23 protein-coding genes are annotated in these 25,640 nt (G+C 71.2%); 11 read left to right on the forward strand and 12 right to left on the reverse strand.

Annotated elements, in window-relative coordinates:
• Positions 1-116 precede the first annotated feature (116 nt).
• The 3 genes from ACWIF2_RS32245 (at position 117) to ACWIF2_RS32255 (ending at position 2,317) form a co-directional block, all read left to right on the forward strand.
• On the forward strand, positions 117-776 hold the full coding sequence (locus tag ACWIF2_RS32245) for a TetR/AcrR family transcriptional regulator (protein WP_454364437.1): 660 nt from the start codon (positions 117-119) through the stop codon (positions 774-776).
• Positions 777-780: 4 nt separating this feature from the next.
• Positions 781-1,080 (forward strand): hypothetical protein, encoded by a 300-nt coding sequence (locus ACWIF2_RS32250; protein ID WP_399024273.1) that lies wholly within the window; start codon positions 781-783, stop codon positions 1,078-1,080.
• 106 nt (positions 1,081-1,186) lie between these two features.
• Entirely contained in the window at positions 1,187-2,317 is a 1,131-nt protein-coding gene (locus tag ACWIF2_RS32255; protein ID WP_454364438.1) for an NlpC/P60 family protein, read from the forward strand.
• Between the two features lie 19 nt (positions 2,318-2,336).
• Here the strand turns inward: ACWIF2_RS32255 and ACWIF2_RS32260 are convergent, their stop codons facing one another.
• Genes ACWIF2_RS32260 through ACWIF2_RS32280 form a run of 5 tightly spaced genes read right to left on the reverse strand, consistent with a single transcriptional unit; the run spans position 2,337 to position 7,983 of the window.
• Positions 2,337-3,599: a styrene monooxygenase/indole monooxygenase family protein gene (locus tag ACWIF2_RS32260; RefSeq protein WP_454364439.1), complete on the reverse strand. Its 1,263-nt coding sequence runs from the start codon at positions 3,597-3,599 to the stop codon at positions 2,337-2,339.
• Between the two features lie 14 nt (positions 3,600-3,613).
• Positions 3,614-4,261 (reverse strand): GTP-binding protein, encoded by a 648-nt coding sequence (locus ACWIF2_RS32265; RefSeq protein ID WP_454364440.1) that lies wholly within the window; start codon positions 4,259-4,261, stop codon positions 3,614-3,616.
• Positions 4,242-4,664: a DUF742 domain-containing protein gene (locus ACWIF2_RS32270; protein ID WP_454364441.1), complete on the reverse strand. Its 423-nt coding sequence runs from the start codon at positions 4,662-4,664 to the stop codon at positions 4,242-4,244. Before ACWIF2_RS32270 ends, ACWIF2_RS32265 begins: the two co-directional genes overlap by 20 nt.
• Complete coding sequence (locus ACWIF2_RS32275; protein ID WP_184590512.1) at positions 4,661-5,185, reverse strand: roadblock/LC7 domain-containing protein; 525 nt, start codon at positions 5,183-5,185, stop codon at positions 4,661-4,663. Before ACWIF2_RS32275 ends, ACWIF2_RS32270 begins: the two co-directional genes overlap by 4 nt.
• On the reverse strand, positions 5,182-7,983 hold the full coding sequence (locus ACWIF2_RS32280) for a nitrate- and nitrite sensing domain-containing protein (RefSeq protein WP_454364442.1): 2,802 nt from the start codon (positions 7,981-7,983) through the stop codon (positions 5,182-5,184). Before ACWIF2_RS32280 ends, ACWIF2_RS32275 begins: the two co-directional genes overlap by 4 nt.
• Positions 7,984-8,351: 368 nt before the next feature.
• On the opposite strand from ACWIF2_RS32280, the gene ACWIF2_RS32285 reads away from it, so the two are divergent.
• A complete protein-coding gene (locus ACWIF2_RS32285) occupies positions 8,352-9,137 on the forward strand; it encodes a protein phosphatase 2C domain-containing protein (RefSeq protein ID WP_454364443.1) in 786 nt (261 codons plus the stop codon).
• Positions 9,138-9,262: 125 nt separating this feature from the next.
• Here ACWIF2_RS32285 and ACWIF2_RS32290 read toward each other — a convergent pair whose 3' ends face one another.
• The 3 genes from ACWIF2_RS32290 to ACWIF2_RS32300 all read right to left on the reverse strand — a co-directional run bounded on the left by ACWIF2_RS32290 (position 9,263) and on the right by ACWIF2_RS32300 (position 13,265).
• Positions 9,263-9,757 (reverse strand): MarR family winged helix-turn-helix transcriptional regulator, encoded by a 495-nt coding sequence (locus ACWIF2_RS32290; RefSeq protein WP_382586862.1) that lies wholly within the window; start codon positions 9,755-9,757, stop codon positions 9,263-9,265.
• Positions 9,758-9,950: 193 nt separating this feature from the next.
• The gene (lon, locus tag ACWIF2_RS32295; protein ID WP_454364444.1) at positions 9,951-12,374 is read right to left on the reverse strand and encodes an endopeptidase La; all 2,424 of its coding nucleotides are present in this window, start codon (positions 12,372-12,374) and stop codon (positions 9,951-9,953) included.
• Positions 12,375-12,467: 93 nt separating this feature from the next.
• Positions 12,468-13,265, reverse strand: a complete 798-nt coding sequence (locus ACWIF2_RS32300; RefSeq protein ID WP_454364445.1) for a rhomboid-like protein — start codon at positions 13,263-13,265, stop codon at positions 12,468-12,470.
• A 172-nt stretch (positions 13,266-13,437) separates the two neighbouring features.
• Here ACWIF2_RS32300 and ACWIF2_RS32305 point away from each other — a divergent pair, with 172 nt between their 5' ends.
• The 5 genes from ACWIF2_RS32305 (at position 13,438) to ACWIF2_RS32325 (ending at position 20,464) form a co-directional block, all read left to right on the forward strand.
• Positions 13,438-14,115 (forward strand): spermidine synthase, encoded by a 678-nt coding sequence (locus tag ACWIF2_RS32305; RefSeq protein WP_454364446.1) that lies wholly within the window; start codon positions 13,438-13,440, stop codon positions 14,113-14,115.
• A gap of 133 nt (positions 14,116-14,248) precedes the next feature.
• Positions 14,249-14,989, forward strand: coding sequence for a response regulator transcription factor (locus ACWIF2_RS32310; RefSeq protein ID WP_184590528.1), 741 nt, complete (start codon positions 14,249-14,251; stop codon positions 14,987-14,989).
• On the forward strand, positions 14,986-16,098 hold the full coding sequence (locus tag ACWIF2_RS32315) for a sensor histidine kinase (RefSeq protein WP_454364447.1): 1,113 nt from the start codon (positions 14,986-14,988) through the stop codon (positions 16,096-16,098). The genes ACWIF2_RS32310 and ACWIF2_RS32315 overlap by 4 nt, the downstream gene beginning before the upstream one ends.
• A gap of 281 nt (positions 16,099-16,379) precedes the next feature.
• Positions 16,380-20,198, forward strand: coding sequence for a multifunctional oxoglutarate decarboxylase/oxoglutarate dehydrogenase thiamine pyrophosphate-binding subunit/dihydrolipoyllysine-residue succinyltransferase subunit (locus tag ACWIF2_RS32320; protein WP_454364448.1), 3,819 nt, complete (start codon positions 16,380-16,382; stop codon positions 20,196-20,198).
• An 86-nt stretch (positions 20,199-20,284) separates the two neighbouring features.
• Positions 20,285-20,464, forward strand: coding sequence for a DUF6104 family protein (locus tag ACWIF2_RS32325; RefSeq protein ID WP_003992906.1), 180 nt, complete (start codon positions 20,285-20,287; stop codon positions 20,462-20,464).
• 15 nt (positions 20,465-20,479) lie between these two features.
• Here the strand turns inward: ACWIF2_RS32325 and ACWIF2_RS32330 are convergent, their stop codons facing one another.
• Positions 20,480-21,319 (reverse strand): hypothetical protein, encoded by an 840-nt coding sequence (locus ACWIF2_RS32330; RefSeq protein ID WP_454364449.1) that lies wholly within the window; start codon positions 21,317-21,319, stop codon positions 20,480-20,482.
• A 148-nt stretch (positions 21,320-21,467) separates the two neighbouring features.
• On the opposite strand from ACWIF2_RS32330, the gene ACWIF2_RS32335 reads away from it, so the two are divergent.
• Together ACWIF2_RS32335 and ACWIF2_RS32340 are read left to right on the forward strand one after the other, a co-directional pair.
• Positions 21,468-22,430 (forward strand): DUF4097 family beta strand repeat-containing protein, encoded by a 963-nt coding sequence (locus ACWIF2_RS32335; protein ID WP_454364450.1) that lies wholly within the window; start codon positions 21,468-21,470, stop codon positions 22,428-22,430.
• A gap of 1 nt (position 22,431) precedes the next feature.
• Positions 22,432-23,547 carry a PadR family transcriptional regulator gene (locus ACWIF2_RS32340; RefSeq protein ID WP_454364451.1) on the forward strand — a complete coding sequence of 372 codons (1,116 nt, stop codon included), beginning with the start codon at positions 22,432-22,434 and terminating at the stop codon, positions 23,545-23,547.
• A 20-nt stretch (positions 23,548-23,567) separates the two neighbouring features.
• Here ACWIF2_RS32340 and ACWIF2_RS32345 read toward each other — a convergent pair whose 3' ends face one another.
• From ACWIF2_RS32345 to ACWIF2_RS32355, 3 genes are all read right to left on the reverse strand, one after another.
• A complete protein-coding gene (locus ACWIF2_RS32345; RefSeq protein WP_454364452.1) occupies positions 23,568-24,131 on the reverse strand; it encodes a Clp protease N-terminal domain-containing protein in 564 nt (187 codons plus the stop codon).
• Positions 24,131-24,340, reverse strand: a complete 210-nt coding sequence (locus tag ACWIF2_RS32350; RefSeq protein WP_004925761.1) for an HTH domain-containing protein — start codon at positions 24,338-24,340, stop codon at positions 24,131-24,133. The genes ACWIF2_RS32345 and ACWIF2_RS32350 overlap by 1 nt, the downstream gene beginning before the upstream one ends.
• A 123-nt stretch (positions 24,341-24,463) precedes the next feature.
• The gene (locus ACWIF2_RS32355; RefSeq protein ID WP_454364453.1) at positions 24,464-25,429 is read right to left on the reverse strand and encodes a zinc-binding dehydrogenase; all 966 of its coding nucleotides are present in this window, start codon (positions 25,427-25,429) and stop codon (positions 24,464-24,466) included.
• Between the last annotated feature and the right edge of the window lie 211 nt (positions 25,430-25,640).

The raw sequence follows: 25,640 nt of genomic DNA on the forward strand, positions 1-25,640 counted from the left end.
CGACGGACACCCCCCGGCGCGGCCCCGACCCACCACCCGGCGATAGGCGCTACGCACACCCCCACCCACCCGCACAGGCGCCGCAGGCACCCGGCCCCCCGGCTACGCTGCGAGTCATGACACCAGCCGCCCCCACCCCCGCCTACCGGCGACTCAGCGTCGAGGAACGCCGCAGCCAGCTGCTCACCTCCGCGCTGTCGCTCTTCGCGCACCGCGCCCCGGAGGACGTCTCCCTGGACGACGTGGCGGAGGCGGCGGGGGTGTCACGCCCCCTGGTGTACCGGTACTTCCCCGGCGGCAAGCAGCAGCTCTACGAGGCCGCCCTCCGCTCCGCCGCCGACGAGCTCCGGACCTGCTTCGACGAACCCCGCGAGGGCCCCCTCCTCCCCCGCCTGTCCCGCGCCCTCGACCGCTACCTCGCCTTCGTCGACCAGCACGACGCCGGCTTCAGCGCCCTCCTCCAGGGTGGCAGCGTCGTAGAGACCTCACGGACCACCGCCATCGTCGACGGCGTACGCCGCGCCGCCGCCGAGCACATCGTCAGGCACCTGGAGGTCACCACCCCGGGCCCCCGCCTGCGCATGACCATCCGCATGTGGATCACGGCCGTGGAGGCCTCGTCGCTCATCTGGCTCGACGAGGACAAGCAGCCCCCCGCCGAGGACCTCCGCGACTGGCTCGTCGAGCAGTTCGTGGCCATGCTGTCGGTGACCGCCCGCCGGGACCCGCAGACCGACGCCCTGGTCCAGGCACTCGCCGAGGATGTCCCACACTGATCCGGTGAAGAGCGAAGACACCCCCTTCGAGGGCGGCCCCATGGACGGCAGGGTCCTGCCCGTCCTGCTCGGCATCACCGGCCACCCGCCCAAGACGTACCGCATCCCCGTCCCGGACCCGGCCGGCGGCCCGCCCACCGTGCTCGTCTACCGCCGCGTACCCCGCGGACCGGGCAGGGTCGGCCTGACCAACCGCTGGAAGTACGAGTACGCCCCAGAGGGCGTCCCGCCCCGGCGGCTCACATGGCCCTGGTCGAAGCCACACGCCACGCCGCCCGGCAAGCGGGACGACGCCGACGGGTGACCCTGTTGCGCCGAACCGCGCAGGCTTACCGCACACACCACCCCGCACCCCTCATCCTCACGATGTCCGGTGGCCGAAGGGCCGCCCCCGCATCGGAGGTGATGGCATGTCAGGAACCCTTCTGCGTCTGGCCTGTACGGCGGCGTTGGCAGCGACAACCGTCCTCGCACCCGTTCCCGCCCCCGCCACAGCCGCCCCGAAACCCGACCCCGGACCACCCCCCGCCTCCCTCGCCTACCTCCTGACGGACCTTCAGCGCCTGTACCGCAAGGCCGAGCAGGCCACCGAGGCCTACAACGCCACCGAAGAGAAGCTGAAGAAGCAGCGCGCCGAGACCGACCGCCTGAACCGCGCCCTCGCCCGCGCCCGGCTCTCCCTGCACGACAGCCGGGCCGAGGTCGGCCGCCTGGCCCGGCAGCAGTACCAGAGCAGCACCGACATCTCTCCGTACGTACAACTGCTCCTGGCCCGCGACCCCCAGCACGCGATCGACCAGGGCCATGTGATCGGAAGGATCGCCCGGGAACGGGCCGACACGATCAACCGCCTGACGGGCGACGAGCGCAAGGCCGACGACCTGGCCCGCAAGGCCCGCAAGGCCTTGGACGACCAGCTCACCCTCACCGATCAGCGGAAGAAGGAACGAGACCAGGTCGTCAAACGCCTGCACGACGTGGAGGACCTGCTCGCCACCCTCAGCCGCGACCAGCTGGCCGCCCTGGCCGAGTTCGAGAAGAACGGCATCACGAAGGCCCAGAAGAAATTCATGGCGTCCGGCGCACTCAGCAGCGCCCGCAGACCGTCAGCGGAGGGCGACCGAGCCCTGCGCTACGTCGTCCGGCAGCTCGGCAAGCCGTACGAGTGGGGCGCGGAGGGCCCGAAGTCGTACGACTGCTCGGGCCTGACCTCGCAGGCCTGGGCGGAGGCCGGGTCGCCCATCCCCCGGACCAGCCAGGAGCAGTGGAAGCGGCTGAAGCGGATCCCGCTCGCCGAGCTGCGCCCGGGAGACCTGGTCGTCTACTTCCCCGAGGCCACGCATGTGGCGATGTACCTCGGCGACGGCATGGTCGTACAGGCACCCCGCCCGGGCGCGAAGGTGAAGGTGTCACCGATCGCGGCCAACCCGCTCCTGGGCGCCGTACGCCCGGACCCGGCCGGGAAGCCCCTGCGGCGGTACGCGCCGCCGAAGCTTCCCGAGGGCGCCACGGACGGGTCGGACGAGGGATACGATCGTTAGACCGTGAGGGCCTGTCGCCCTACGCCGCGCCCGCGCCGGACAGCTCGGCCAGGTAGGCCTGGGTCTTCTCCGGCTCGTAGAAGAAGTTCTCGAAGTCGGCCGGGTCGTTGAAGCCGTTGGCGAAGCGGTCGGCGGCCGGCTGGAGCTCGCCGGCGGCGCCGATGAGGTTCAGGATGTGCTCCGGCGGCGGGGCGAGCATCGCGTTGGTCCACTTGGTGACGTGCTGGGCGGTGTCCCAGTAGCGGTCGAAGGCGGACCGCATCCACTCCTCGTCGAACGGCTTGTCACCGTGCTCGACGATCGCGGAGAGGTACGCGGCGGCGCACTTGGACGCCGAGTTGGAGCCCTGTCCGGTGATCGGGTCGTTCGCGACGACGACGTCCGCCACACCCAGCACGAGACCGCCGCTGGGGAGGCGGCCGACGGGGTTGCGGACGGTGGGGGCGTAGCGGCCGGCCAGCGTGCCGCCCGCGTCGGTCAGCTCGACCTTGGTGGCCCGCGCGTACTCCCAGGGGACGTACCGCTCCATGAGTTCCAGGGTCAGGGAGAGGTGCTCCGCCGGGTCCTTGACGCCGCCGAAGGCGTCGAGCGGGCCGCCGGGTATGCCTTCCCAGAACAGGATGTCGGCGCGGCCGGAGGTGGTCAGGGTGGGCATGACGAACAGTTCGCCGACGCCCGGCACGAGGTTGCAGCGGACCCCTTCGGTGTCCGGGTGCTCGGGGCGCGGGCCCAGACCGTGGACGTACGACACGGCCAGCGCGCGCTGCGGCTCGCTGTAGGGGGACCGCTCCGCGTCCCGGCCGAACATCTGGACCAGCTCGCCCTTGCCGGCCGCGACCAGCACCAGGTCGTAGGTGCGGGAGAAGTAGTCGAGGTCGCCGACGGCCGCGCCGTGGATGACGAGCTGGCCGCCGCGCTGCGCGAACGTCTCCATCCAGCCGGCCATCTTCACGCGCTGGTCGATCGACTGCGCGAACCCGTCGAGCCTGCCCAGCCAGTCGATCGCACGCGCCGCGGGACCCTCGGCCCAGGAGCCGGGGGCGGCGACCGAGACGCCGAGTCCTTCGATCTTCGGGGCCTGGGACTCCCAGAAGTTCAGCTGGAGATCGCGCTCGTGCTGCAGTGCCGTGTGGAACATGCACTGCGTCGACATGACCCGGCCGGTACGGATCTCGTCCGCCGTCCGGTTGGACATCAGGGTGACCTCGTACCCCTGCGACTGGAGGCCGAGAGCTATCTGGAGTCCGGACTGACCGGCTCCGACGACGAGTATCTTCCGCATGCGGGGCTGTCCTCTTACTCGGGGGTTTCGTCGAGCGCGTGGCCCACCAGGGCCAGGAGGGTCTCGATCACGGAGATCCGGCGACGCGCGTCCATGATCATGACAGGTATGTGTCGCGGGATGGTCAAGGCCTCCCGCACATCCTCCGGCTCGAAGAGCTCGCTGTCGTCGAAGTGGTTGACCGCGACCACGTACGGCAGCCCGGAACTCTCGAAGTAGTCCAGTACCGGGAAGCAGTCCTTCAGCCGCCGTGTGTCGGCCAGGACGACCGCGCCGATGGCGCCGCGCACGATGTCGTCCCACATGAACCAGAACCGCTGCTGGCCGGGCGTGCCGAACAGGTAGAGCACCAGGTCGTCGTCGAGCGTGAGGCGCCCGAAGTCCATGGCCACGGTGGTGGTGGTCTTGCCCGGTGTGTCGGTGAGGTCGTCGGTGGCCTCGCTCGCCTCGGTCATCAGCGCCTCGGTCTGCAGGGGCGTGATCTCCGAGACGGCGGTGACCAGGGTGGTCTTGCCCACGCCGAAGCCGCCCGCCACCACGATCTTCGTGGCGATGGGTGCGCGGGTACGGTCCGTCTCCCAGGCGTGCATGCTCGCGTCGGGCTGGACGAACGGGGATGTTGCGGAGACGCCGTGAGCGGCGTCAGAGACGACGGAGTCCACTCAGCACCCTTTCCAGCAGAGCTCGGTCCGGGCGGCCCGTGCCGTGGCCGGTTCCCGTTCCGTACACACGAATCTTTCCCTGGTCCGCGAGGTCGCTGAGGAGCACGCGGACCACGCCGAGCGGCATCTTCAGCAGCGCGGCGATCTCGGCCACCGTACGCATCCGGCGGCACAGTTCGACGATGGCCTGGAGCTCCGGCATCACGCGGGTGGAGAGGGAGCCGTTGCTCAGTTCCCGGCGCTCCTCCGGGGCCTCCAGCGCGGCCGTGCTCGCCACGAACGTCTCCACCAGGAGGACGTGGCCGAACCGGGTGCGGCCGCCGGTCAGCGAGTAGGGGCGGACCCGGGCGGGTTTGCGGTCACCGCCGCGGACCGGGAGGTGATGCTTGGGCGTACTGCTCATCGGGCACTCCCCGTCGTCTGGGACCGCTCCAGGGAACTACGGAGCTCGCTGCGGAGTTCGGGCGTCAGGACATGGCCGGCGCGGCCGACGAACAGGGCCATGTGGTACGCCACCACGCTCATGTCGCACTCCGCGGAGCCGTGGACGCCGAGCAGCGAGCCGTCGCTGATCGACATGACGAACAGGCTGCCCTCGTCCATCGCGACCATCGTGTGCCTGACCCCGCCGAAGTCCATCAGCTTGGCGGCGCCGACGGTGAGGCTGCCGATGCCGGAGACGATGGTGGCCAGGTCGGCGGCTGAGCCGCGCGGGCCGGTCCGCTTGGTTCCGCGGGCCTGCAGGGCTTCCCTGGCCTGCCGGTTGCGGTGGTCGTCCGAGGAGAGCAGGAGCAGTCCGTCGGAGGAGACGACCGCGACCGAGAGGATGCCGGGTACCTCCTCGACGAGGTTGGTCAGCAGCCAGTGCAGGTTGCGGGCCTCACTGCTCAGCCCGATCAGTCCGAAGGTACTGGGAGCGGTCAACTGCTTGCCTCCTCGGCTGTGCCCCCCGTGGCTTCTTCGGATTCAGCTGGTCCTGATGTGCCGGTGACCGGCCGCTTGTGCGAGGCCGTCTGCTCGGCGATCTCCGCCTCCACCTCGCGGTAGCCGGCCTGGGCGCCCTGGCGGAAGCCGCCGAGGCGGCGGCGGAGGGCCGCGGCGTCCACGGAGCCGGTCCGCTGGCGCGGGGCCTGGGCCTGGGCAGTGATCTTGGGAGTCCGCTTGGGGAGGCCCTTGTCGGTGACGCGTTCGTGCTCGACGTCGGCCTCGGCTTCGCCTTCGGCGATTTCGTTCCCACCCGCACCCCCCGTGCGGGTTTCATGGTCGAGCGCGGGTGGCCCTTGTGGGGCCACATCGCCGTCGGCGGCCACCGGATCGTGCCGCGTCGGCTCCGGTTCGCCCTGCGGCACCGGGGCCAACAGCTCCATCGTGGTCTCGGCAGGGGTTTCCGCCGGTGCCGCCGGAACCTCGGGCTCCGCGGGCACCTCGGGCTCCGCCGGTGCCTCGGCTTCCGCCGGCTCCGGGTGCCCGGCGGCCTCCGCCGCCTCGTCCCGCCGTACCGCCTTCTCCGCCAGTGCCACCAAGGGGTCCCCGCCGCCGGCGCGGCCGTGCAGGACGTTGGAGTTGGCCTCGGCGTCGGCGCCCGGGAAGGAGACGGTGTGGCTCGTGGCGGAGAGCGGGCCGGAGGCCGGGACGGCCGCGTGCGGGGCGGCGGCGAACAGGTTGCGGGGCAGGACGACGACCGCCGCGACACCGCCCTGCTTCTGCTCGCGCAACTGCACGCGCACCCCGTGCCGGTGGGCGAGGCGGGCCACGACGTACAGGCCGAGCCCGAGACCGTCCTCGCCCTCCTGGTCGTAGGGCGCCTCCGGGTCGAAGTCGGCGAGGCGGGAGTTCAGGCGCTCCAGCCGGTCCCCGGTCATGCCGATGCCCTCGTCCTGGACGGAGAGCATGACCTCGCCGTTCTCCAGCAGCCAGCCGGAGACCTCGACGGGCTGGTCGGGCGGGGAGAACGACGTGGCGTTCTCCATGAGTTCGGCCAGCAGGTGGGAGAGGTCGTCCGCGGCGAACCCGGCGATGTGCGCGTGCGGCGGCAGGGCGGCGATACGGACCCGCTCGTACCGCTCGATCTCGCTCACCGCGGCGCGGACGATGTCCACGAGCGGCACGGGCCCGGCGGCGTGCTGGACGTGCTCGGTACCCGCGAGGACCAGGAGGTTCTCGCTGTGCCGGCGCATGACCGTCGCGAAGTGGTCCAGCTTGAACAGGGTGGCGAGCCGGTCCGGGTCCTGCTCGCGCTCCTCCAGGTTCTCGATGACGGCCAGTTGCCGCTCGACCAGTCCGAGGGTGCGCAGTGCGAGGTTGACGAACGTACCGCCGATGGCCGTGCGCACCCGCTCCAGCTGGGCGGCGGACTCGGCGAGTTCGCCGCGCAGTTCCTCGCGCGCGTCGGCCATCTTCTGGCGCTGGCCGACGAGGTGCTTGCGGTCGGACTCCAGCGTGGTGATCCGCTCGGTCAGGGCGGCCGCGTGCCCGTGCAGGGCGTTGACGGAGCGGACGACCTGGGCGAACTCGTCGTTGCGGCCGGTGAACTTGACCGGTTCCTCGCCCGCCGGGTCCTCGGCCTCGGCGAGGCGCTTCGACCCCAGCCGCAGGACCGCGAGGGGCCGGGTGAGGCTGCGGGCCATGCCCGTGGCGACGCCGACGGCGAGCAGCATCAGGGCGCCGAGGACGGCGATGCGGATCTCCAGCGCGGTGACGTCGTCGTCGCGCAGCGCCTCGAGGTCCTTGGTGCTCCGGTCGTAGAGGGCGGACTCCACGCCGCGCATCAGGTCGACCCGGGCCGAGAGGGCCGCATCCAGCCGCTTCGTGTTGACGGAGAGCTCGCCTCCCGACAGCGTCGGCTGGTCGGTGAGGGCGGCGAGGTACTTCTCGGCGGAGTTGACCTCGGTGCCGGTGACCGTGGAGTCGAACGAGGTGCGGGCCGTCTTGGGCGCGGTGTCGCGGAAGTCGGCCAGCGCCGCGTCGGAGCGCAGCCGCGCCTGCTGGGCGGCGGCGCTCAGGGCGTCGCGCTGCCGGGCGTCGGCGTCGGAGGAGGTCTCGGTCGGCAGGCCGGTGACCGGGTCGATCGTCTCGGTGCCGCGCGGCACGCTGAGGGCGGCGAGCAGCAGCCCACGGGCAGCGGCGGCCTGCTGGACGGCGGAGTCCAGCTCGGCCCGGGCGTAGGCGCCGGAGCCCGCGCGGGGCGGCGTCTGCTGCGCCAGCTGCTCGGCGAGCCGGTGGAGTTGGGTGATGGCGGTGGAGTACGCCTGGTGTGCTTCGAGCGCGTTGCTCTTGCCGGTGAGCGCCGCCCGGCGGACGGCGGCGATGTCGTCGAGGTCCGAGCGCAGCGAGGCGGGCGTGTCGGTGTCGGCCCGCAACTCCTCGACCTGCCGGTCCACGCGGGCGCTGCGCTGCTCGGAGGGCGCCTTGTCCTTGGGGCGGCCGGCGGCTATGTAGGAGGTGACGTCGTCCCGCTCGTCCGCGAGGGAGTGCGCGAGCCCGAGAGCGTCCTGCGTCTGCTCCGCGAGCGTCACCAGCTCCTGCGAGTCGTGGAGCTGCCCGGAGGCGGCCAGCACGGACGGGGTACCGGCGCCGGCGATGGCCGCGGCGACCACGGCCACGGCGACGATGAGCCGGTTTCGTACGTGCGTGGGGCGGCCCTTGCCGGTGGAGGGCGTCGGCTCAGTGCCCTGAGCGGGGGCCGTCTGCTTGCCTGTACGACGAGGCCGCGTCTTCTGCACCGGTGCTCGCATTCCTGACTCGTGAACCCATGGGCCCGGGTGACGTTCCGTCAACTGGCGCGTACTCCCGGTACACTTCCCGACCCTCCCAGCGCCGGTGGCCAGCGCACGTGCATCACCTGACCCGCCACCCGAAGGAGTGAACCCCGGGCAAGAGTTGAGGGGCAAGTTCCGCTGGCCCTTGCAGCGGCCGTGCGCGGTACGCCGGTTGGACGTCGGCGGCGGGCGGTGGCAATATTCGCCGCCACGCCTTCCCGGAGCAAAGCATTCCATCCCAAAACAGGCGTCTGACCTGCGCGGCCGCACTGATCTCGCAACTATTGCCAGCCTTTTGCGACCCTTGTGAAGGGCTCGTGCAGACTGGCTGGATGCGCACTGAACTCGCCTCGGAGCCGGGAGACGCCGACCGCCCCAACGAGGACTTCGCCAGTGTCGGACTACCGGCCTCCGGACAGGGCGGTTCGGTCGTCGTCCTGGACGGCGTCACGCCACCGAAGGACGGGACGGGCTGTCTGCATTCCGTCCCCTGGTTCACCGCACGCCTCGGCGGAGCTCTGACCGAACTGACCGTTTCACTCCCGGATGCTCCCCTGGTCGACGCCTTGTCCCGCGCCATCGCGCGTACCTCCGAGGCGCACGCCGCAACCTGTGACCTTTCTCACCCCCGGACACCACAGGCCACCGTGGTCGTGGCCCGCTGGACACCGGCCACGGTGGAGTACCTGGTGCTCTCGGACTCCGCCCTCCTCCTGGAGTCCCCCGACGGCGTGGTGACGCCCGTCCTCGACAACCGCCTCTCCCTACTCCCCCGCTCGGCCCTGGCCACGGACGCGCTGGTGGACTCCACGGTCCGCAACAAGGAGGGCGGCTTCTTCACCGCGGCCGCCGACCCCTCGGTGGCCCGGCGGGCGGTGACCGGAACGGTGCCCCGCCACGAGGTACGCGCCCTGGCCGCCCTGACGGACGGCGCCGGCCGCTGGGTGGAGAGGTTCGAGGAGGGCGACTGGACGGACTGCTTCCACCTGGTGCGCAAGGAGGGCCCCCAGACACTGGTGGACCGCGTACGGGCGCTGGAGCGGGGGGACACCGCCAGGACGTTCCTGGGCCGGAGCAAGACACACGACGACGCGACGGTCGTCTTCGTCGAGTTCTAGGGCCCTTCTGATGGATCTCCGCGGCGTCGCGACGCCCGGCACGCACTCCCCCACTCTCGGCTTCGCTCGAGCGGGGGGACCCCCATGCCGCACGGTGCGCAGGGCCGGGGCTCGGGCGCCGGGCGCTACTTCTCCATGCCGCGGTTGAGCTGGTGCAGCAGCCGGGCCAGCTCCGTGACCTCGTGGGTGTCCCAGTCGGCCAGGCGGCCGGCGTAGCGGGCCCGGCGGGCCTCCCGCACCCGGCGGACCCGGTCGTGGCCCTCCTGGGTGAGGGCGACGAGCCAGGCACGGCCGTCGGCGGGGTCGGGCTCGCGCGCCACCAGCCCGAGTTCCTCCAGGGCGCGCAGCTGGCGGGACATCGTGGCCTTGCCGACGCCGATGTAGCCGGCGAGCTCGGTGGCCCGCTGGCTGCCGCACTCGTCGAGCCGGACGAGGAGCCCGTACGCGGACGACTCCAGGTCGGGATGGACCTCGCGGGCCATCTCGCCCTGGTTGGCCCGGGCACGCCGCAGCAGCACGGTCAGCTCACGCTCCAGCGCGAGGAAGGCGGGCTGGTCCACACCGCTCGCGGCCAGGGCGGATTCGCCTCCCGGTCCGTCGCCGTTCCCGTTGTCCTGCACGTCAGCCCCTGCCTCGGTATCGCCCCGTACTGAGATTTTCCGTCACCTGCCGTCATCACCGCAGTTCGGCAAGTATTCCGCAGGTCACGGCACGCCTGTACACAGGGCCACCACACGGTGAAGGGCCACCGCACGGTGAAGGCCCGGGCCTCCCTCACGAGAACCCGGGCCTTCCCCTATCCGGTCACGCCCGTCACGCCGCGACCGGAACCTCAGGCGCCGCCCCGTTCGTCGCGGGCGCGAGCGCCAGCTCCAGGACCTGGCGGACGTCGGTCACGGCGTGGACGTCGAGCCTGTCCAGCACCTCGGCCGGGACGTCGTCCAGGTCGGGCTCGTTGCGCTTGGGGATGATCACGGTGGTGACTCCTGCGCGATGGGCGGCCAGCAGCTTCTGCTTCACACCGCCGATCGGCAGGACCCGCCCGGTGAGCGAGACCTCGCCGGTCATCGCCACGTCCGTGCGGACCAGCCGGCCGGACAGCAGGGACGCGAGGGCCGTGGTCATGGTGATGCCGGCGCTGGGGCCGTCCTTGGGGACCGCGCCCGCCGGGAAGTGGATGTGCACGCCCCGGTCCTTGAGATCACCCACCGGCAGTTCGAGCTCGGCACCGCGGGAGCGCAGGAAGCTCAGCGCGATCTGCGCGGACTCCTTCATCACGTCGCCCAGCTGGCCGGTCAGGGTCAGTCCGGCCGCGCCCGTCTCCGGGTCGGCCAGCGACGCCTCCACGTACAGCACGTCACCGCCCGCTCCCGTCACCGCGAGCCCGGTCGCCACGCCCGGCACCGACGTCCGGCGCTCCGCCGGCTCCTGCGCGGACTCGGGCACATGATGCGGCCGGCCGATCAGCGCCCGCAGATCCCCGTCCGTGACGGTGTACGGCAGTTCCCGCTCGCCCAGTTCGTGCTGGGCCGCGACCTTGCGCAGCAGCCGTGCGACGGACCGCTCCAGATTCCGGACGCCCGCCTCGCGGGTGTACTCACCGGCGAGCTTGCGCAGCGCGCTCTCGTCGACGGTCACCTCGTCCGCGGCGAGCCCGGCCCGCTCCAGCTGGCGCGGCAGCAGGTGGTCGCGGGCGATGACGACCTTCTCGTCCTCGGTGTAGCCGTCCAGGCGGACGATCTCCATCCGGTCGGCCAGGGCCTCCGGGATGGCCTCCAGCACGTTGGCGGTGGCCAGGAAGACGACGTCCGACAGATCCAGCTCGACCTCCAGGTAGTGGTCCCGGAAGGTGTGGTTCTGCGCCGGGTCGAGGACTTCGAGGAGGGCGGCCGCCGGGTCGCCCCGGAAGTCCGAGCCCACCTTGTCGATCTCGTCGAGCAGCACGACCGGGTTCATCGACCCGGCCTCCTTGATGGCCCGGACGACCCGGCCGGGCAGCGCGCCGACGTACGTACGCCGGTGACCGCGGATCTCGGCCTCGTCGCGCACACCGCCGAGGGCGACGCGCACGAACTTGCGGCCCATCGCGTGGGCGACGGACTCACCGAGGCTGGTCTTGCCGACGCCGGGCGGGCCCACGAGGGCGAGCACGGCACCGCCGCGCCGCCCGCCGACCACGCCAAGGCCCCGGTCGGTACGCCGCTTGCGCACCGCGAGGTACTCGGTGATCCGCTCCTTCACGTCCTCCAGGCCCGCGTGCTCGGCGTCGAGGACGGCCTGGGCGCCCTGGATGTCGTACGCGTCCTCGGTGCGCTCGTTCCACGGCATCTCCAGGACCGTGTCGAGCCAGGTGCGGATCCACGAGCCCTCGGGCGACTGGTCGGAGGAGCGCTCCAGCTTGTCGACCTCCTTGAGCGCGGCCTCGCGGACGTGTCCGGGCAGGTCGGCGGCCTCCACACGGGTGCGGTAGTCGTCGGACTCCTCGCCGTCCTGCTCGCCGTTCAGCTCGCGCAGCTCCTTGCGGACGGCTTCCAGCTGACGCCGCAGCAGGAACTCGCGCTGCTGCTTGTCGACGCCCTCCTGGACGTCCTTGGCGATGGACTCGGCCACGTCCTGCTCGGCGAGGTGGTCGCGCAGCTGCTGGGCGGCGAGCTTCAGCCGGGCCACCGGGTCGGTGGTCTCCAGCAGCTCGATCTTCTGGTCGGTGGTCAGGAACGGCGAGTAGCCGGAGTTGTCTGCGAGTGCCGAGACGTCGTCGATGGCCTGGACCCGGTCGACGACCTGCCACGCGCCGCGACCTCGCAGCCACGCGGTGGCGAGGGCCTTGTACTCCTTGACCAGTTCGGCGACCTGGCCGGGCAGGGGATCCGGCACGGACTCGTCGAGGTGGGTGCCCTCGACCCAGAGGGCGGCGCCGGGACCCGTGGTCCCCGCCCCGATGCGCACCCGGCCCCGGCCGCGGATCAAGGCGCCCGGGTCGCCGTCGGCGAGCCTGCCGACCTGCTCGACGGTGCCGAGGACACCGGTGTTCGCGTACGTCCCGTCGATCCGTGGCACCAGGAGTACCCGGGGCTTCCCCGGTGTTGACCTCGCAGCGGCCTGAGCGGCCTCCACCGCGGCACGGACCTCGGAGTCGCTCAGGTCGAGCGGGACCACCATCCCGGGCAGCACGACCTCGCCGTCGAGCGGCAGCACGGGCAGGGTGAGCGATGTGAACGCCTTGGACTCAGCAGCCATGATCTCCCCTTCGGCAGTCAAGTTGAGCTATGCCGACTCAATGCACGGGAGCTGCCGGATGTTCCCCTACCGCCGTTCGCTGTGAGCGATCACTTACGAGGCGCTGGTCCGGGAGGTCGCGAGGGGCTTCGCGCGCCACCGTCGGAGCACCGGCCAGGCCGCGATACCGATGGCCAGGGCGATCAGGTGCCCCCAGTTCGTCATCGGGTCGGTGAAGGCGAGGAGGTCCTGGAGGAGCATCCCGCCGAAGACGGCCAGCAGCGGAACGCGCAGCCAGGGGGACAACAGGCCGGCGAGGGCGCCGGTGCCGGCCGCGACGCCGAAGCTGACGCCGTAGTCGAGGCGGTGCAGCGAACTGTCGGGGAGGTGCCCGGCCAGCACCGCGAGCCCCACCGGGACCTCGGTCGCCAGGGTGGCCAGGACATGCCCGAGCAGGAAGACACCGGCCGTGCGCAGGCCCCCGATCCGCCGTTCCAGCGCGGTCAGCACCAGCACGAACCCGATCGTGAACGGCGAGGCCACCCCGCCCGCGACCCACAGCGCGCTGCCGACCAGCACCAGCCCCGGCGTCCGCACCAGGTGCGCCACATCGGTACTGGAGGCCTGGAGCAGGGCATGGACCAGCGCGGGGTCCGCGTACGCGGAGATCAGCGAGGTGACACAGAGCACGACCGCGTACCCGAACGTGAACGGCATGCCCGTCGGTGTGGGCAGCAGCCGCCAGGGCCGCGGCACCCGGAGCCGGGGCTCCCGCACCGGGACGGACTCCCCTGCGCCCTCTCGCGGACCCCGCTGCCTCGGAACCCCGTCCAGGAGCCCCGGCACATCGGACACGGGCGCGCCCGTCCGCGTCGTCACGGCCGTCTCGTCGGGCGGCGCGGTGCGTTCCACAACGGGCGCTCCTTCCGTCATGCCCCAGCCTTCGCGTACCTCTGCCCCACTGTCTGTGACCGGCGCCACGCCAGAGCCGATTCACAGCAACCCGAAAGCCGTACACCGCGTCCCAGCCGGGCCGCTCCGTAATTCTTGGCGCCGGGCACCCCGTACCTGCCAGGATGCTCTGATGCCCACCTCGAACGACACGCCCGATGTACTGGACCGTCGCGAGGGCCCGCACGGTGAGGTCGTGCTGCGGCGGCACGGAGACCGGCTGGAGATCATCGCGAACGGCTGCTTCCTGATGGACACCTCCGACGGCCGCTCGGAGCGGCGGCTGGTCGACGCGGCCCTGGACGCCCTGGCCGGCCGGGACCGCCCGGACGTCCTGATCGGCGGACTCGGCGTCGGTTTCTCCCTCGCCCACGCGGCGGCGGACGCCCGCTGGGGTGGGATCACGGTCGTGGAACGCGAGCACGCGATTGTCGAATGGCACCTCGGAGGTCCGCTCTCCGAGTTCTCCGCCGAGGCCCTTGCCGACCCCCGCGCGAAAATCGTCGAAGCCGATCTCGTGGCGTACGTCAATGAGACATCCGACACGTTCGACGCCCTGTGTCTCGACATCGACAACGGCCCCGGCTGGACCGTCACGGAGGGCAACGGAAATCTCTACTCGGAAGCCGGACTGGCAAGCTGCGCAAGGGTGTTGAGACCCGGCGGGGTACTCGCCGTCTGGTCCGCCCAGCCCTCGCCGGAATTCGAAGAAACCTTGCGGAATGCCGGGTTCCAACGGGTGCGTACCGAAGAGATCCCGGTTGCCCGGGGCGTTCCCGACGTCGTACACCTCGGCATCCGCCCTGGATAGCAAAGGCGTGCTGACTCCCCGTACGCTGCTCCTCTGACGCCGATCATTCAAGCGTCAATCGCACACCATGCGCAGGCACAGCCAGTGAGGAATCACCCCACTGATTCCGGAAAGCACACCCCAGGGGCGGGCGATGGAGCAGACACAGACCTCCCACAACGGTTCGGCGACGGCTACCCCGGGCGCGCAGCGCCGGGTTCTCGTCGTCGAGGACGACGCCACGATCGTGGACGCCATCGCGACCCGCCTGCGAGCCGAGGGATTCCTCGTGCAAACGGCGGGCGACGGTCCGGCGGCGGTCGACACGGCCGAGGCCTGGCAGCCCGACCTGCTGATCCTCGACATCATGCTGCCCGGCTTCGACGGTCTGGAGGTCTGCCGGCGTGTGCAGGCCGCCCGGCCGGTGCCGGTGATGATGCTCACCGCGCGCGACGACGAGACCGACATGCTGGTCGGCCTGGGCGTCGGCGCCGACGACTACATGACGAAGCCGTTCTCGATGCGCGAGCTGGCGGCGCGTGTGCACGTGCTGCTGCGCCGTGTGGAGCGGGCCGCGCTGGCCGCCGCGACGCCGCGCAGCGGCATCCTGCGCCTCGGCGAGCTGGAGATCGACCACGCACAGCGACGCGTGCGGGTGCGCAGTGAGGATGTTCACCTCACGCCGACCGAGTTCGATCTGCTGGTCTGTCTGGCGAACACCCCGCGCGCGGTGCTCTCGCGCGAGCAGCTGCTCGCCGAGGTCTGGGACTGGGCGGACGCCTCCGGCACCCGGACGGTCGACAGCCACATCAAGGCGCTGCGCCGGAAGATCGGCGCCGAGCGGATCCGTACGGTGCACGGTGTGGGCTACGCCCTGGAGACCCCGACGCCATGAGCGGCGGGCCGGCCGCACGGAGAAACCCCGGGGAGCCGGAACCCTGGGGCGGGGTGAGCCCGTTCTCGATCAAGACCAAGCTGGGCGCGCTGGTCGTCATCTCGGTGCTGATCACCACAGGTCTGTCGGTGATCGCGGTGCACACGAAGACGGAGCTGCGCTTCATCACGGTCTTCTCGATGATCGCCACGCTCCTCATTACGCAGTTCGTGGCCCATTCGCTCACCGCGCCGCTGGACGAGATGACCGCGGTGGCCCGCTCCATCTCGCAGGGCGACTACACCCGCCGGGTGCGGGACAACCGCCGTGACGAGCTGGGCGACCTGGCGGTGACGATCAACGCCATGGCCGACGAGCTGGAGGCCCAGGACCGCCAGCGCAAGGAGCTGGTGGCGAACGTCTCGCACGAGCTGCGCACGCCCATCGCGGGGCTGCGCGCGGTGCTGGAGAACATCGTCGACGGTGTCACCCAGGCCGACCCGGAGACGATGCGCACGGCCCTGAAGCAGACCGAGCGGCTCGGCCGGCTGGTGGAGACGCTGCTTGACCTGTCCCGCCTGGACAACGGCGTCGTACCGCTGAAGCAGCGGCGCTTCGAGGTGTGGCCGTATCTGTCGGGCGTACTGAAGGAGGCCAACATGGTCGCCTCCGTGCGCGCGGGCATCGCCACCGGCTCGGGCAGTCACACCCGTACGGACGTCCATCTGCACCTCGACGTCTCCCCACCGGAGTTGACCGCGCACGCCGACCCGGAGCGCATCCACCAGGTCGTGGCCAACCTCATCGACAACGCGGTCAAGCACAGCCCGCCGCACGGCCGGGTGACGGTCAAGGCGCGGCGCGGCACACTGCCGGAGTCGCTGGAGCTGGAGGTCCTGGACGAGGGCCCCGGCATTCCGAAGTCCGAGTGGCACCGTGTGTTCGAGCGGTTCAACCGCGGCAGCGCCAAGCGGCCGCCCGGGTCGGGCAGCGACGGCGGCACCGGCCTCGGCCTCGCCATCGCCCGCTGGGCGGTGGATCTGCACGGCGGACGGATCGGAGTGGCCGAATCCGAGCGAGGTTGCCGGATTCTTGTCACTCTTCCGGGACTTCCATCTCTGCCAAGTTGACGTAAAGTTCGAAGCGGAGCCTCAAGATCCACGGGCGTCCGTACTGACGGACACGTGTGATCAGGCACAGACCCGCGCCGTCGGCGACCCGGGTGCCGCTCCACCCTTCCCTTCTTAAGCGGAACCACGCTTGTTTCCCGCCATTTCAAGCCCCGAAACACTCTTTGAAGTGTGACTTGCGTGACGTTGAACGGGCCCGGCCTGACCTTCACGGTCCGGGAGGCGTAGCCTTGATTCCCGCTGTCCATCATCTTGTGAAGCGGAAGAGGGCGGTTACCGCCGTGTCGCCACAGTCCCCCAGTAACTCGAGCATCTCTACCGACACCGACCAAGCGGGGAAGAACCCCGCCGCGTCGTTCGGTGCCAACGAGTGGCTCGTCGACGAGATCTATCAGCAGTACCTCCAGGACCCGAATTCGGTAGACCGAGCCTGGTGGGACTTCTTCGCCGACTACAAGCCAGGGGCGGCCGCCGCCTCGGCTCCGGCGGGTACCGCGGCCGCGGGGGCCGCGGGGACCACCACGACTCAGCCGGCGGCCCAGGCCGCCCCCGCCCAGGCCGCGGCCCCCGCCCCGGCGGCCGAGAAGCCCGCCGCCGCGCCGGCTCCCGCCCAGGCGAAGCCCGCCGCGCAGGCCCCGGCCCAGGCCGCCGCCCCGGCGAAGGCCGCTCCGGCCCCCGCCAAGCCGGCCGCCGCCGCGAAGCCGAAGGCCGAGCCCGCCGGCGAGGCCCCCTCGGGCCCCGAGCAGGTCGTGCTGCGCGGCCCCGCCGCCGCGGTCGCGAAGAACATGAACGCCTCCCTTGAGGTGCCCACGGCCACGTCCGTGCGCGCCGTCCCGGTGAAGCTGCTGTTCGACAACCGCATCGTCATCAACAACCACCTGAAGCGCGCCCGGGGCGGGAAGATCTCCTTCACGCACCTGATCGGCTACGCGATGGTGCAGGCCATCAAGGCCATGCCGTCGATGAACTACTCCTTCGTGGAGAAGGACGGCAAGCCGACGCTGGTCAAGCCGGAGCACGTCAACTTCGGTCTCGCCATCGACCTGGTCAAGCCCAACGGCGACCGCCAGCTCGTGGTCGCGGGCATCAAGAAGGCCGAGACCCTGAACTTCTTCGAGTTCTGGCAGGCCTACGAGGACATCGTCCGCCGCGCCCGCGACGGCAAGCTCGGCATGGACGACTTCACCGGCGTGACGGTCTCCCTGACCAACCCCGGCGGCCTCGGCACCGTCCACTCCGTGCCGCGTCTGATGCCCGGCCAGTCCGTGATCATGGGCGTCGGCTCCATGGACTACCCGGCGGAGTTCCAGGGCACCTCCCAGGACACCCTGAACAAGCTCGGCATCTCGAAGGTCATGACGCTCACGTCGACCTACGACCACCGGGTCATCCAGGGCGCCGCCTCCGGCGAGTTCCTGCGGATCGTCGCGAACCTCCTCCTCGGCGAGAACGGCTTCTACGACGACATCTTCGAGGCGCTGCGCATCCCCTACGAGCCGGTCCGCTGGCTCAAGGACATCGACGCCAGCCACGACGACGACGTCACGAAGGCCGCCCGCGTCTTCGAGCTGATCCACTCCTACCGGGTCCGCGGCCACGTCATGGCCGACACCGACCCGCTGGAGTACCAGCAGCGCAAGCACCCCGACCTGGACATCACCGAGCACGGCCTCACCCTGTGGGACCTGGAGCGTGAGTTCGCCGTCGGCGGCTTCTCCGGCAAGTCCCTGATGAAGCTGCGCGACATCCTCGGCGTGCTGCGCGACTCGTACTGCCGCACCACCGGCATCGAGTTCATGCACATCCAGGACCCCAAGCAGCGCAAGTGGATCCAGGACCGCATCGAGCGCCCGCACACCAAGCCGGAGCGCGAGGAGCAGCTGCGCATCCTGCGCCGGCTGAACGCCGCCGAGGCCTTCGAGACCTTCCTGCAGACGAAGTACGTCGGCCAGAAGCGCTTCTCCCTGGAGGGCGGCGAGTCCGTCATCCCGCTGCTGGACGCGGTCCTGGACAGCGCGGCGGAGTCCCGCCTCGACGAGGTCGTCGTCGGCATGGCCCACCGCGGCCGGCTGAACGTCCTGGCGAACATCGTCGGCAAGTCGTACGCGCAGATCTTCCGCGAGTTCGAGGGCAACCTCGACCCGAAGTCGATGCACGGCTCCGGCGACGTGAAGTACCACCTGGGCGCCGAGGGCACCTTCACCGGCCTGGACGGCGAGCAGATCAAGGTCTCGCTCACCGCCAACCCCTCGCACCTGGAGGCGGTGGACCCGGTCCTGGAGGGCGTCTCGCGCGCCAAGCAGGACATCATCAACAAGGGCGGCACGGACTTCACGGTCCTGCCGGTCGCGATCCACGGCGACGCGGCCTTCGCGGGCCAGGGCGTGGTGGCCGAGACCCTGAACATGTCGCAGCTGCGCGGCTACCGCACCGGCGGCACGGTCCACATCGTCATCAACAACCAGGTCGGCTTCACGGCCGCCCCGGAGTCCTCGCGCTCGTCGATGTACGCGACGGACGTGGCCCGCATGATCGAGGCCCCGATCTTCCACGTGAACGGCGACGACCCGGAGGCCGTGGTCCGCGTCGCGCGGCTCGCCTTCGAGTTCCGCCAGGCGTTCAACAAGGACGTGGTGATCGACCTCATCTGCTACCGCCGCCGCGGTCACAACGAGTCGGACAACCCGGCGTTCACCCAGCCGCTGATGTACGACCTGATCGACAAGAAGCGCTCGGTGCGCAAGCTGTACACCGAGTCCCTCATCGGTCGCGGCGACATCACCCTGGAAGAGGCCGAGCAGGCCCTGCAGGACTACCAGGGCCAGCTGGAGAAGGTCTTCACGGAGGTCCGCGAGGCCACCTCGCAGCCGGCCGCCGCGGAGCCCACCGACCCGCAGGCCGAGTTCCCGGTCGCCGTGAACACCGCGGTGACCTCGGAGGTCGTCAAGCGGATCGCCGAGTCCCAGGTCAACATCCCCGACCACATCACCGTCCACCCGCGTCTGCTGCCGCAGCTGCAGCGCCGGGCGGCGATGGTCGAGGACGGCACCATCGACTGGGGCATGGGCGAGACCCTCGCCATCGGCTCCCTCCTGCTGGAGGGCGTCCCGGTCCGCCTCGCGGGCCAGGACTCGCAGCGCGGCACGTTCGGCCAGCGCCACGCGGTCATCATCGACCGCACCACGGGCGACGAGTACACGCCGCTGCAGTACCTCTCCGAGGACCAGGCGCGGCTGAACGTCTACAACTCCCTCCTCTCCGAGTACGCGGCGATGGGCTTCGAGTACGGCTACTCGCTGGCCCGCCCCGAGGCGCTCGTGATGTGGGAGGCGCAGTTCGGCGACTTCGTCAACGGCGCCCAGACGGTCGTGGACGAGTTCATCTCGTCGGCCGAGCAGAAGTGGGCCCAGACGTCCGGCGTCGTCCTGCTCCTGCCGCACGGCTACGAGGGCCAGGGCCCGGACCACTCCTCGGCCCGCCCCGAGCGCTTCCTCCAGATGTGCGCCCAGAACAACATGACGGTCGCCACGCCGACGTCACCGTCGAACTACTTCCACCTCCTGCGGTGGCAGGTGCACAACCCGCACCACAAGCCGCTGGTGGTCTTCACGCCGAAGTCGATGCTGCGCCTGAAGGCGGCGGCGGCGAAGGCGGAGGAGTTCACGACGGGCCAGTTCCAGCCGGTCATCGGTGACGCATCGGTCGACCCGGCCGCGGTCAAGAAGGTCGTCTTCTGCGCCGGCAAGGTCTACTACGACCTGGAGGCCGAGCGTCAGAAGCGCGGCGTCACGGACACGGCGATCATCCGCATCGAGCGCCTGTACCCGCTGCCGGGTGCCGAGCTCCAGGCGGAGATCAAGAAGTACCCGAACGCCGAGAAGTACCTGTGGGCCCAGGAGGAGCCGGCGAACCAGGGTGCCTGGCCGTTCATCGCGCTCAACCTGATCGACCACCTGGACCTGGCGGTCGGGGCGGACGTCCCGCACGGCGAGCGCCTGCGCCGTATCTCGCGCCCGCACAGCTCGTCCCCGGCGGTCGGTTCCGCGAAGCGGCACCAGGCCGAGCAGGAGCAGCTGGTGCGTGAGGTGTTCGAGGCGTAAGCGCCCTCGCGCGTCCTGTGTGACCGGGCCGCATCCCCGCTATGGGGGTGCGGCCCGGCCGTTTGCGCGCACATATCCTTGACGGCATGTACTTCACGGACCGTGGCATCGAGGAACTGGAGAAGCGGCGCGGCGAGGAGGAGGTCACCTTCGAGTGGCTCGCCGAGCAGCTGCGGACGTTCGTCGACCTCAACCCCGACTTCGAGGTGCCGGTGGAGCGCCTGGCGACGTGGCTGGCACGGCTGGACGACGAGGACGACGAGTAGGAATCCGCCGCGGCGTCAGTCGCGTGGATGCGTGAGGCGGTACGCCAGGCTCAGGGTGCCGTTGGCCAGCAGCAGCCCTCCGGCCGCGGCCCAGCCCCCGCTGCGCCGGCGCAGTCCCCAGGCCAGGAGCGATACGCCCGCCGCCACCTGGGCGAGAGCCAGGGCATGGGCCCCGGGGCCACCGGTCCAGGGCACCCAGGGGCCGAGGCGGCTGCGGTCGGCCGTGTCGCGTTCCCCGACTTCCGCACTCCGGCCGGGCCATGCGACCGGGAGGCTGTCCGGCCGGAGCGCGGCGGCTTTCCGCAGGCGGTCGGCGGGCTCGCCGGGGGCGAGTTCGGGAGGCAGCGAGGCGCCCACGCGCGCGAGGACCGCCAGCACGCCGCGCAGCCGGGCACGGGCATCGGCCGTGGAGTCGGGTTTCGCCAGTTGGTCGAGGGCCTGCACGTCCAGTACGGGATCGAGGCCCACGCGCGCGGCGAAGGTGCGCATCGCCTCGTCCTCCCCCACCGGGACGCCGCTCGCGAGCCAGACGAAACCGACCGGGCGGCGGAAGCCGGACGCCAGCAGGAACCCCGCGTGGTCCGCGTCCCACCACAGGGCGAGCACCGGCCAAGGCGCGCCGACGGCGAGGGCCGTGGCCCAGCCGGTGACCACCCGGTCGACGGGCTCGCCGCCGTCCCGCCAGGGCCCGCCCTCGGGGACGAGCACGCTCCATTCGTCGCCCGCGCGAAGGAGCTGCACGGGTTCGCGCAGCAGGCGTGCGACGGGGGCGACGGCCCCGGGCACCGCCCGGCACAGCAGCAGCGCCCCAGAGGCGGGACCTGCGGGACCGGTGCGGCCAGCTTCCGTCGGCATGGTCACACGCTAGGGCGACTCACCCCTTTTTGAACACTTTTGCCCACCCTGCCGCCCCCAGAACGAGTGCCTTGACTTTCCCACACCACGATATATCGTGAATACGAGAAGACGCGATATGGCGCGTTGAGTCGGGGAGGTCTGCACCATGTCCGAGTGGTCCGTCACGGAACCGAGGAAGCTCACCTTCGACGAGCCCGTGAGCGATCTGCACGTGCGACTCGTCAACGGAACGGTGAACGTGGTGGGCACGGACGAAGGTTCCGCCCGCCTGGAGATCTCCGAGATCGAAGGCCCGCCCCTGGTGGTGACCCAGCAGGACGGCACGCTCACTGTGGCCTACGAGGACCTGCCCTGGAAGGGCTTCCTCAAGTGGCTGGACCGCAAGGGCTGGCGCCGCAGCGCGGTGGTCTCCCTGGCCGTCCCGGCTGGCACCCGGGTGGAGGTGGGGGTGGTCGGCGCAGCCGCCGTGATCTCCGGGATCCAGGGACCGTCGGTGGTGAAGGGCGTCACGGGCGACACCACCCTGGTGGGACTCTCCGGCCCGGTCCGCGCCGACACGGTCTCCGGCAGTCTGGAGGCCCAGGACGTGACCGGCGACCTCCGGTTCAACTCCGTCTCCGGCGACCTCACGGTCGTCGAGGGCTCCGGCCCCTCCGTACGGGCCGAGTCGGTCAGCGGCTCCATGATCATCGACCTCGACCCGGACGGCCCCACGGACGTGCGGCTGACCAGCGTCTCGGGCGAGATCGCGATCCGCCTGCCGTACCCGGCGGACGCGGAGGTCGAGGCCAACACGGCGAGCGGCGCCATCTCGAACGCCTTCGACGGACTACGGGTACACGGCCAGTGGGGCGCCCACAAGATCACGGGCCGCCTCGGCGCGGGCAACGGCACGCTACGGGCCACCACCGTCTCAGGCTCGATCGCCCTGTTGCGCCGCCCGGCCGAGGAGGACGAGCCCTGGGACACGCGACCCGGCCCGGGCAGCGCGCCGACGGACCCGCCGGCCGGCCCGCGGGCCGACTCGGGAGACAATTCCGTCTCCGGCCGGGACGAGGGCGCCGCCGGCGTCCCGGCCGACGGCACGACCGACAAGAAGGTGCTCTGACATGCCCCCCGTCTTCGCCCACGGCCGCCTCCGCCTCTACCTGCTGAAGCTGCTGGACGAGGCCCCCCGCCACGGCTACGAGGTGATCCGCCTCCTCGAGGAGCGCTTCCAGGGGCTGTACGCACCGTCGGCGGGCACGGTCTACCCGCGCCTGGCCAAGCTGGAGGCCGAGGGCCTGGTCACCCACACCACCGAGGGCGGCCGCAAGGTGTACTCGATCACGGACGCCGGCCGGGCCGAACTGGCCGACCGCAGCGGCGAGCTGGCGGATCTGGAACTGGAGATCCGGGAGTCGGTCGCGGAGCTGGCCGCCGAGATCCAGGCCGATGTGCGCGGGGCCGCGGGCGATCTGCGCCGCGAGATGCGCGCCGCGGCGACGGAGGCCCGCCGCGGCAACGGCGGCAAGACCTCCGGCGCCCAGGACGCCCCCTTCGGGGACTTCACGGCCTACGGCGACAAGGAGGCGTGGCGCGTCGCCAAGGAGGAGATGCGGCGCGCCCGACAGGAGTGGAAGGAACAGGCCCGCCGCGCCAAGGACGAGAGCCGCCGCGCCCGCGAGGATGCCCAGCGCGCCCGCCGCCAGGCCAAGGAGGCTCAGGAACAGGCCAGGGCCCAGGCACAGGAACAGGTGCAGCACATCGCCCGCCGGGTCCAGGAGCAGGTACAGGACCACTTCACACGCGGCGACTGGCCGACGGGCCTGCGCGAGGGCCTGAGCGAACTGGTCAAGGAGGTGGGCGAGTTCGGAAAGGACTACGGCAAGGACTTCGGCTTCGACTGGACGGGCACAGGCACAGGCACACGCTCAGAATCCGCCACGGGATCCGCCACGGGATCCGCCACCCACGGGCCGGCCTCCCCCGAACCGCCGGCCCCCTCAGGGCCCTCCGCGGACTTCCCGGCCGCCTACGAACCGGCCTGGACCCACGAGGACACCGCGGACTCCACCGGCGACCCCGCCCGCGACCTGGACCGTTTGCTCGACCGTTTCCGGGACGACATCCGCGACGCGGCCCGCGACCATGGTGTCACCTCCGACCAACTGCGTGACGCCCGGCGCCACCTGTCGACGGCGGCAGCCCACCTGGGAGCACTGCTGCGCACGCCGAAGAAGTAATCGGCCGGAGGGGAAGCCCGTCACCCGGCCTTGGCCTCGCCGCCCCCGTACAGCACCCGCACCAGGGACTCGTACGTCACCCCGTGGTCGGCGAGGACCTCGGCCGGCACGCCGGGGCGCATGGTCAGGGCCAGCAGGATGTGCTCGTCACCGATGTGCCGGTCCCCCTGGGCGAGAGCGACACGCAAGGAGTGCTCCAGAACCCCCTTGGCACCCCGCCCGAACGAGGGCCGCCCCGACCACCACCCCTTGTCCTTCCGGTCACCGGACAGGGCACCGACCCCATGCGCCTCCTCCACCCGGGCGACGATTTCGGCCACATCGATCCCCAACCCGGCGAGCGCATCGGTGTCGGCCTGCGACAGCCCGGCCCGCCGCCGCGCCTGACGCAGCGCCTGACGCACGGACTCCCGCCGCTCCGCGAGCCCGAGAGCGGTCAGCGCGAACGACCCACGACTGCCCTCACGGTCGAGCAGCGCCAGCAGCAGATGCTCCGGCTCAACACTCTGCCCGTCTCCCCCCTCCACGTACTCGAACGCGCTCTTCACCACACCCCGGGCGTCTTTCGTGAACCGCTCGAACATCAATGCCTCCCGTACTTCTTGTGCACGGCCTGCCTGCTCACACCGAGTTCGGCGGCGATCTCCTGCCACGACCAGCCCTGATTGCGCGCATTGCGCACCTGTACGGCTTCCAACTGCTCCAGCAGCCTGCGCAGCGCGGCGACGGCCCGCAGGCCGACCCGTGGATCACGGTCACCCGCGCGCTCGGCCAGATCCGTTGCTTCGGTCATACCGTCAACCTAAGTTGACGCCAGGCATCCGTCAACCCCAGTTGACACACAAAAGCGGCCGGCCCATCCCGGACCGACCGCCACGTCACACAGGAGGCACCTCACACGCGCCCCCGGAACACCTCAGGAATTCGCCAGCACGACCTTCCCGAACTGCTCACCCGAAGCCAGCCGCTCGAAGCCCTCACGCGCACGGTCCATGGGCAGCACCTCGTCGATCACAGGCCGCACACCGGTGGCGGCACAGAACGCGAGCAGATCCTCCAGCTCGTCCTTGGTCCCCATCGTGGAACCGACGACCTTGAGCTCGAGGAAGAAGATCCGGGTCAGCTCGGCGTGCGAGGGCCGGTCACCGCTCGTCGCGCCGGAGATCACCAGCGTGCCTCCGGGCTTCAGCGACTTCACGGAGTGCGACCACGTCGCGGCCCCGACGGTCTCGATCACGGCGTCGACCCGCTGCGGCAGCCGCGCCCCGGACTCCACCGCCTCCACGGCCCCCAGCTCCAGGGCCCGCTTGCGCTTGGCCTCATCCCGGCTGGTGGCGAAGACACGCAGCCCCGCGGCCTTCCCGAGCACGATGGCGGCGGTGGCGACGCCACCCCCGGCCCCCTGCACGAGCACGGAGTCCCCGGGCCGCACCCCCGCGTTGGTGAACAGCATCCGATACGCGGTCAGCCACGCGGTCGGCAGGCAGGCGGCCTCCGCGAAGGAGAGCTCCTTGGGCTTGGGCAGGAGGTTCCAGGTCGGCACGGCGACCTGCTCCGCGAACGTGCCCTGATACCGCTCGGTGAGGATGGAACGGGGCTCCTTGGGCCCCACCCCATGCCCGGTCTGTCCGATCACGGAATGCAGGACGACCTCGTTGCCGTCCTCGTCGACACCGGCGGCGTCACAGCCGAGGATCATCGGCAGCTTGTCCTCTGCGAGGCCGACGCCACGCAGGGACCACAGGTCGTGGTGGTTGAGGGAGGCGGCCTTGACCGTGACGGTACTCCAGCCGGGGCGGGCCTCGGGAGCCGGACGCTCTCCCAACTCCAGGCCGGTCAGCGGCTGGTCGCGGTCGATTCGGGCGGCATAGACAGCGAACATGACCTTGACGATAGGTTCCCCGCCCAACCGTTGGAACCACCGCCTCGTGTGAGACACACCCTCTTGCCAGGCGCACGGCGTCGGTGCTGAGGCCGGGGCGGGCCCGCAGCGGCGGCGCCTGCGGCAGCTAACGCGAAGGGCGGGAGCCACGACGCGCCCGCACCCGCCGGCTCACGGAAGGGGCCGTGTCGGGGGGTGTCCGCCCGCAGCG

This window comes from Streptomyces sp. NPDC055506, assembly GCF_053643595.1.